Genomic DNA, 6,331 nt, shown 5'->3' with positions numbered 1-6,331 from the left:
TTCCGGGTCGTAGGACCGATACCGCTGCGCGCAGTAGGCGACATCGTCGCCGCCGGGAACTGGCGCCACTGCGACGGCGTCCTGATCGTAATAGCCGTCGTCGTAATAGGTCGGGGCCGGGCTGACGTAATATCCGGGGCTGCCGTAATAGCCATAATATCCGGGGCTGCGGTAATGGCCGTAGCCTTGCGAGGCAATGGCGCCGCCGATCACGGCACCCGCGATCGCACCGGGGATGAAACCGCCGCCGTGGCGATGATGACCGCCGTTCCAGCCACCCGGGTAACCTCCGCCGCCGCCGCCTCCACTAAACCGCGGCCTATGGCCGCCGCCGACAAGAATCGGCGTTGCGACATGGCCGGCAAGGCTCGGGCCGCCGCCGGCGATGCCGGGTGCGACGCGACCGCCGGCAGTGACCGCGCGGGTCGTCTGGGCAAAGCTTTCTCCCGGTACGACCATCGGCACCAGAAGCGCGATCGAAGCGGCCGCACACCAAACTTTCGGATTGATCATTCTCGGCTCCATTTGCGGGCCATGGTCCAACCCCTTCGGGGGGTAGACGCTCCAGAGCCTGCGCAAGCGAGCCTGCCAGATCGGAACTGTATGCGGAATGAACGGATTGCGCCGATTTCGCGACCATTGGCCGCCAAAAAATGGCTGGTCGCCGGCGCGCCACGGTCGATGAAGATGGGCAATACTCGTTCGCCGTGGCGCTATGATGCAACGCTCCTGACTTCGATCTTGTGCCCGAACGCGTACTGGCGCTTCCAGCGATCCTTCGATCCCATCCAGCATCAGTCGATCTCGGAGTGGGGCTGGAGCGATCCGATTACCAGTGACGCGAAGCGCTATTTCGTGTTGCGGATGACCGCATCGACCTTGGTGATTTCAAAGCCGTTCGCGATCAATTCCTTCAGCCGCTCCTCGACTCTCGTGGCAAAGCCCGGATCTTGTCCCCTCACCGGAATTGCAGTTCCAGCCATTTCAGGAAAGTAATCTGTCGTGAGCGGCAAGCGTGCAATCCGGCTTGCATCGACCTGAAATGCGGTCTTCTGACCCAATTCAATGGCCCTCGCCTTGTCAACGAGAAGATACTGACGAGGGCGCCGCGCGCCGTGGTAGTCTATCTGGGACGTGGTGTAGAAGACGATTGCAAAGCTTGCATCGCCCTCACGGCCAGTCGCGGCACACAACACAACGTGTGATGATGGCCCTGGTCCTCTGGACTCACGAAAAGGAAAATTGCAGAGGACGTAGTCCCCGCGACGAAGCATCAGCGGCGGCGGCCAAAGAGGCTGCCATACAGCGCGGAGCGGCGGCCATAACTCTCGTCGTCCTCATTGGCTTCTCGGTCAATATGGAATTCACCACCCTCGTCGACGTGATCGTAGACAAGCACGCTTTCCTCGCCGGGAACTCGTTCGAAGCTTCTGCGCAACAGCAATGAAATGTACGCGGTGACCGTCAGGCCTTCCTCAGCGGCCCGACGCGCCGCCGCGTCGGCGACGTCCCGTTCAATCTCGACTCGAGCCAGATCGCTCACCGCAGTTCTCCCGTAAGAAACTATAGCATCGTCTTGTGATCATGGCGAGCCGGCCCAGCTGACAGCGCGCTTCTTTCTGCGAAGCTGCGACTTCCCTATCGATTGCCCTCGGCCAAACGGCTTTCTGGAAGCCCAATTACGCAACGTTTACGTTGACTCTCATCGTAAACGTTGCATAATTAGGTCATGCCTCGTGCGCAATCCGCTGTTGCTTTCATCGTCCCGGAGCAGGCTTCCGAAACCTCGCGATTGGACCGTGTCTTTTTCGCTCTCGCGGATACGACGCGGCGCGACATTTTGCGGCGCCTGAGGCAGGAGCCGCTCCAGGTCTCGAGCATTGCGGAAGCCTACGCGGTCTCCATGCAGGCGGTCTCGCGCCACATCCAGGTTCTGGTCCGGGCCGGCCTTGTCCGTCAGGAACGCAGCGGCCGCATCAGCGCCTGCAGCCTCGATGCCGGTCCGCTGTATGAAGCCGCCGTCTGGATCAATGACTACAGCCACTATTGGCAGGCGCAGTTCGATGCATTGAAAAACTGGTTGGAGCGGGACGAGGCCAGGCGCGCTCCCGCCAAGCGAGGTCCCTCGGTGAGACCCGCGCAGAAGCGACGGAGGACGCGGCATGCAATATGACGTGGGCCAGCGACGGCTTTTATCGCTCAGGGACAAGATCCGGGAACTGCGTGCGGAGTTGCGCGTCGTCACTGCCGCCATCGAACCGCAGCCGGTGGACGATCACGTATTTGGAACGCTCGAGGGCAGCACCACGCTGTCGGCGCTGTTTGAGGGGCGTGACGACTTGATCGTCATTCACAACATGGGTTCGAAATGTGCCTACTGCACGATGTGGGCGGACGGCTATAGCGGCGTCTACCCGTATCTGAAGCAGCGCGCGGCGTTCGTCGTCGCGAGTCCCGATACGCCCAAAACCCAGGCGAAATTCGCCGCCAGTCGCGGCTGGCGCTTTCCCATGGTCTCCGACAAGGCAGCCGCCTTTGCCGCCAGGATGGGTTACGCCACGGAGGAGGGCCGCTGCCTGCCCGGTATCTCCATCTTTCAGTTACGGGGCGAGCACATCGTCCGTGTCAATGATGCCTCGTCCTGTCCACACGATGACTTCTGCGTCGCCTGGCACCTCTTCGATCTGCTGCCCGCCGGAGCCGATCGTTTTGCGCCGCCGCTCGCTTATGCGGTGAAGCGCTGATGGCTTGGAGAAAATCTTCGCAGGAGCTTGTGCAGGCGTTCGACGCCGCGTTGCCACAGCGCGCCCTGTTCGAACGCCGCAAGATGTTCGGCTATCCGGCCGCGTTCGTAAACGGAAACATGTTCGCCGGACTTCGCCAGGATGACGTGCTGGTTCGGCTGCCGGAAGCCGAACGCCAGACGCTGCTCGCCAGCGGCGGACGCAACTTCGAGCCGATGCCTGGGCGCGTGATGAAGAACTATCTGCTCCTTCCGGAAGCCAGCGACGGTCCAACGCTCGCCCTGTGGCTGCGGAAGGCCTTCGATCACACCAGCCAGCTGCCGGCCAAAGCAAGTCGTTCCATCAAGCCAAAAGCCGGCTCAACACCGCTTGCCGCCAAGCGAGCCAAGCACCAGGGGAGAAAGCGATGACCGATTTGAACGCAATTTCCGGCGGGTGCCACTGCGGCGCCGTGCGCTATATGGCGACCACATCGCCGTCCTCCTCGATCATCTGCTGCTGCACGCAGTGCCAGAAAATCACCGGCGCCGGCCATGCGCCCCAATTCGCACTGGCCAGGGCAACGGTGACGCTGCAAGGGAAGCCGGCGCGCTACGCGTTCAAGGCGGACAGCGGCAACACGGTCGAGAGCAGCTTCTGCCAGAACTGCGGGAGCCCGCTCTACAAGACCTCGTCCGGCTATCCGGATTTCATGTTCTTTCATGCCGCCACCCTCGACGACCCGAGCCAATATCGTCCGCAAAGCGTGGTGTGGGCGCGAAGCCGGCAGCCCTGGGATCATCTCGATCCGGCGCTGCCCGCACAAAGCTGAGCGGCGACCAGTTGGCGCGACCGAGAAAGCCGCCATCGAGCGGCTCGGGGTGCACGTAATTGATGCTTCTGAAGAAAGCTGGGGCATCATCAACCACGGTTTGTTCCTGTCGAATGCGGAGATGCGGCGGGTGATACGCCGCTCGATCGATGCCGCGGCCGCGTGAACTCGGCTTGCGGAAACGATTGCGGAGGAAGGGTGCCTGCTGGCCGCGATGTCGCGCTCTGGCGTAAATGGCGCGGCGCAGGAGATTCGAACTTGTCTGGACAATTCGGCCCGCCGGTGGCATCAGAGCCGAAGTCTCTCGAACCGGCCGATCCCTGATGAAACAATTTTTGCTCAAGCTCTTCACCTGGTGGAACGGCCAGACCTTCGGCACGCAATTGTGGACGTGGCGGTTCGGCGAACTGGTCGGCGAGGACGAGCAGGGCAACCGCTATTTTCGCACCCGCGGCCGCAAGATCGATCCGACGCTCGGCTTCGAGCGCCGCTGGGTGGTCTACAACGGATATGCCGAGGCGACGAAGGTGCCGCCGTCATGGCACGGCTGGCTGCACCACACCGTCGACGTCGCGCCGACCGAAGAGACCTATACGCCGCGCGAGTGGGAACAACCGCATGTCCCCAACATGACGGGAACGCCCGCGGCCTACCGGCCGTCCGGCTCCACGCTGGCGAGCGGCCACCGCCCCCCGGCCACCGGCGATTACCAGGCCTGGACGCCGGGAAGCTGACCGCCACGTAAAATCGGCGTGACCATTCCAGGTTCCAGTTGCGGACGGAAATAGGTGTATCTACACTTATGCGATGAAGCGGCCGAATGACCCCGATGTCACCGACTATAAGGCCTGCGCCGACTGTTTTTGTCTGGCGTCGCGGCAAGCGGCGCGAAGGATCACCCGGTTGTACGATTCCTGCATGCAGCAGTCCGGAATCCGCGTCACGCAGTTCACGATTCTGGCGCAGCTGATGCTGCGGGGTGAAATGCCGATCGGTAAACTCGCTGTTATTCTGGGGATGGAGCGCACCACGCTGACCCGCAACCTGACGCGGCTGCAACGTCAAAAATGGATTTCGATCAAGGCCGGTCACGACCCCCGATCGCGAATGATCGGCATTACCGCGCCGGGGCGCGGCATGGTGCGCCGCGGATTTTCCGGTTGGTCCAGGGTGCAGGCACAGCTCGGCAAGATGCTCGGCGCCGATGGCCGGGCGGCGCTGAAGGTCCTGGCTGCCCTCGATCTGGAATGAGCGAAGCCGGCATTTCGCCGGTGGATTCACTGGCTTTGACGGGCCTGACACCACCAAGAGGAGAAGTCCGATGCTCGATCTGATTGGGACTATCGTTCTCACCGCCACGATCGCGGTGATACTGAACGCCGCGATCACGATGATGCCGTTGTCCTTGATGCAGAAGCTGTCGACCGCGGCGATTGCCGGACTATGGATCGGGCTGGCGATCGCGCTCGCGACCACCGGCATCTATGCGGCGACGGCGACACCGGTGCCGGTCGTGGGCGTGATGGCCGGATTGCCGGTGATCGTGGTTGCCGGCGCGGCGCTGTTGTCTGCCCGCGCTCGCGAGGCGCTGCTGGCGCTGCCGGTCCCCTTGCTGGTCGGTCTCAACACCACCCGCGTCGTCGGGGGATTCATGGTGCTGCTCGCCATGCAGGGACGCCTGAGCGGACCGTTTCCTCAAGCGGCGGGGTGGGGCGACGTCATCGTTGCCTTGATGGCGATTCCGCTGACATTGGCGGCCGCCCGTAATCCCGAGGGCAGCCGCGGGGCCGTGCTGGCGTGGAATATTCTCGGCGCGCTCGACCTGGTGACGGCGGTTTCCCTCGGCGCCGCGTCGGCGCCGGGATCCCCGATCCAGATCTTCGGCGGGACGGTCGGCTCCACGGCGATGACCGTATTGCCATGGTCGAGCATCCCGACCTTGCTGGTGCCGTTTTACCTGATCACGCACGGCATCATTTTCGCCAAGCTGGCACGAGCCAACCGCGAGGGTGTGATCTAGCCGTGGCTTGCTGCTGCGGATACGTCGGTGAACAGCGGGGACAACGGGGACATCTGTCGCCAGCGTCCTTGTGATCGAGGCGCGATCATGGCTCAATTGATCATCTTACGGAGATGGAAAACCATCGCGTCGGTTCGGGCTCCAGTTCGCGACTGTCCCGATATGCAGCGGCTGCCGATCAGGATACGGCCGGGAGATAGGCCCCCGGTGCGGAGTTTCTGAAATCGCCCGTCAATGTGGAGCCGCCGTAAGACAGGAAAGGCCGTCTGGGAAACCAGGCGGCCTTTTTCATTGAATGCTGCGGTCGCAGCTTACGCCAGCCGCGCGGCGGCGCGGCCGACCGCCTCACTGCGGCGCTGCCGGAACGGCGCGATCCGCTCATTCATCAGCGCCAAAATTTCCGGCGGCGCGGTATCCGGTGAACCGGCGTTGAACGGCGGCGCCGGATTATATTCGAGCCTGAGCTGGATCGCCTCCGCGGTCCGGCGGTCGACAAGATGCGATACCAGCGTCAGCGCAAAATCGATTCCCGCGGTGACGCCGCCGCCGGTGATGCGGTTGCGGTCGATGCAGACGCGGGTCTTGGTCGGGATCGCCCCGAGCGGCGCCAGATTTTCCATCGCCGACCAGTGCGTCGTCGCCCGGTAGCCTCGCAGCAGGCCGGCCGCGCCCAGCACCAGCGAGCCGGTGCAGACCGAGGTGACATACTTTGCGCCTTCCGCCTGCCTGCGCAGAAAGCCCAGCATCTCCTCGTCA

11 protein-coding genes are annotated in these 6,331 nt (G+C 63.1%); 7 read left to right on the top strand and 4 right to left on the bottom strand.

Annotated features, from left to right (window positions below; translation table 11 throughout):
- The 3 genes from WCE35_RS11340 to WCE35_RS11330 form a co-directional block, all read right to left on the bottom strand.
- A partial coding sequence (locus WCE35_RS11340; RefSeq protein WP_424593431.1) for a BA14K family protein occupies positions 1–513 on the bottom strand: 513 nt, incomplete at its 3' end.
- A gap of 335 nt (positions 514–848) precedes the next feature.
- Positions 849–1,061: a hypothetical protein gene (locus tag WCE35_RS11335; protein WP_424593430.1), complete on the bottom strand. Its 213-nt coding sequence runs from the start codon at positions 1,059–1,061 to the stop codon at positions 849–851.
- A gap of 212 nt (positions 1,062–1,273) precedes the next feature.
- Positions 1,274–1,543 carry a hypothetical protein gene (locus tag WCE35_RS11330; RefSeq protein WP_424593429.1) on the bottom strand — a complete coding sequence of 90 codons (270 nt, stop codon included), beginning with the start codon at positions 1,541–1,543 and terminating at the stop codon, positions 1,274–1,276.
- Between the two features lie 186 nt (positions 1,544–1,729).
- Between WCE35_RS11330 and WCE35_RS11325 the strand changes: the two genes are divergently transcribed.
- The 7 genes from WCE35_RS11325 to WCE35_RS11295 all read left to right on the top strand — a co-directional run bounded on the left by WCE35_RS11325 (position 1,730) and on the right by WCE35_RS11295 (position 5,575).
- Positions 1,730–2,173 carry an ArsR/SmtB family transcription factor gene (locus tag WCE35_RS11325; protein ID WP_424593428.1) on the top strand — a complete coding sequence of 148 codons (444 nt, stop codon included), beginning with the start codon at positions 1,730–1,732 and terminating at the stop codon, positions 2,171–2,173.
- Complete coding sequence (locus tag WCE35_RS11320; protein WP_424593427.1) at positions 2,163–2,744, top strand: DUF899 family protein; 582 nt, start codon at positions 2,163–2,165, stop codon at positions 2,742–2,744. The genes WCE35_RS11325 and WCE35_RS11320 overlap by 11 nt, the downstream gene beginning before the upstream one ends.
- Before the next feature lie 29 nt (positions 2,745–2,773).
- On the top strand, positions 2,774–3,154 hold the full coding sequence (locus WCE35_RS11315; RefSeq protein ID WP_424593426.1) for a TfoX/Sxy family protein: 381 nt from the start codon (positions 2,774–2,776) through the stop codon (positions 3,152–3,154).
- Positions 3,151–3,555 carry a GFA family protein gene (locus tag WCE35_RS11310; RefSeq protein WP_424593425.1) on the top strand — a complete coding sequence of 135 codons (405 nt, stop codon included), beginning with the start codon at positions 3,151–3,153 and terminating at the stop codon, positions 3,553–3,555. The genes WCE35_RS11315 and WCE35_RS11310 overlap by 4 nt, the downstream gene beginning before the upstream one ends.
- A 323-nt stretch (positions 3,556–3,878) precedes the next feature.
- On the top strand, positions 3,879–4,289 hold the full coding sequence (locus tag WCE35_RS11305) for an NADH:ubiquinone oxidoreductase subunit NDUFA12 (RefSeq protein WP_424593424.1): 411 nt from the start codon (positions 3,879–3,881) through the stop codon (positions 4,287–4,289).
- 73 nt (positions 4,290–4,362) lie between these two features.
- On the top strand, positions 4,363–4,806 hold the full coding sequence (locus tag WCE35_RS11300; protein ID WP_424593423.1) for a MarR family winged helix-turn-helix transcriptional regulator: 444 nt from the start codon (positions 4,363–4,365) through the stop codon (positions 4,804–4,806).
- Positions 4,807–4,876: 70 nt separating this feature from the next.
- Positions 4,877–5,575 carry a hypothetical protein gene (locus WCE35_RS11295; RefSeq protein ID WP_424593422.1) on the top strand — a complete coding sequence of 233 codons (699 nt, stop codon included), beginning with the start codon at positions 4,877–4,879 and terminating at the stop codon, positions 5,573–5,575.
- A 311-nt stretch (positions 5,576–5,886) separates the two neighbouring features.
- On the opposite strand, the gene WCE35_RS11290 is transcribed toward WCE35_RS11295, so the two are convergent.
- A partial coding sequence (locus tag WCE35_RS11290; RefSeq protein WP_424593421.1) for a DJ-1/PfpI family protein occupies positions 5,887–6,331 on the bottom strand: 445 nt, incomplete at its 5' end.

The organism is Bradyrhizobium sp., from assembly GCF_049691595.1.
Lineage (GTDB): Bacteria > Pseudomonadota > Alphaproteobacteria > Rhizobiales > Xanthobacteraceae > Bradyrhizobium.
The sequence above is the reverse complement of the archived record's forward strand: the minus strand, read 5'-3'. Positions and strand labels throughout refer to the sequence as shown.

What these genes read in the sequence shown, in the direction of transcription:
- WCE35_RS11325 (WP_424593428.1), top strand. Translation starts at nt 1,730, where the DNA reads ATGCCTCGTGCGCAATCCGCTGTTGCTTTCATCGTCCCGGAGCAGGCT.
- WCE35_RS11320 (WP_424593427.1), top strand. Translation starts at nt 2,163, where the DNA reads ATGCAATATGACGTGGGCCAGCGACGGCTTTTATCGCTCAGGGACAAG.
- WCE35_RS11310 (WP_424593425.1), top strand. Translation starts at nt 3,151, where the DNA reads ATGACCGATTTGAACGCAATTTCCGGCGGGTGCCACTGCGGCGCCGTG.
- WCE35_RS11305 (WP_424593424.1), top strand. Translation starts at nt 3,879, where the DNA reads ATGAAACAATTTTTGCTCAAGCTCTTCACCTGGTGGAACGGCCAGACC.
- WCE35_RS11300 (WP_424593423.1), top strand. Translation starts at nt 4,363, where the DNA reads ATGAAGCGGCCGAATGACCCCGATGTCACCGACTATAAGGCCTGCGCC.
- WCE35_RS11295 (WP_424593422.1), top strand. Translation starts at nt 4,877, where the DNA reads ATGCTCGATCTGATTGGGACTATCGTTCTCACCGCCACGATCGCGGTG.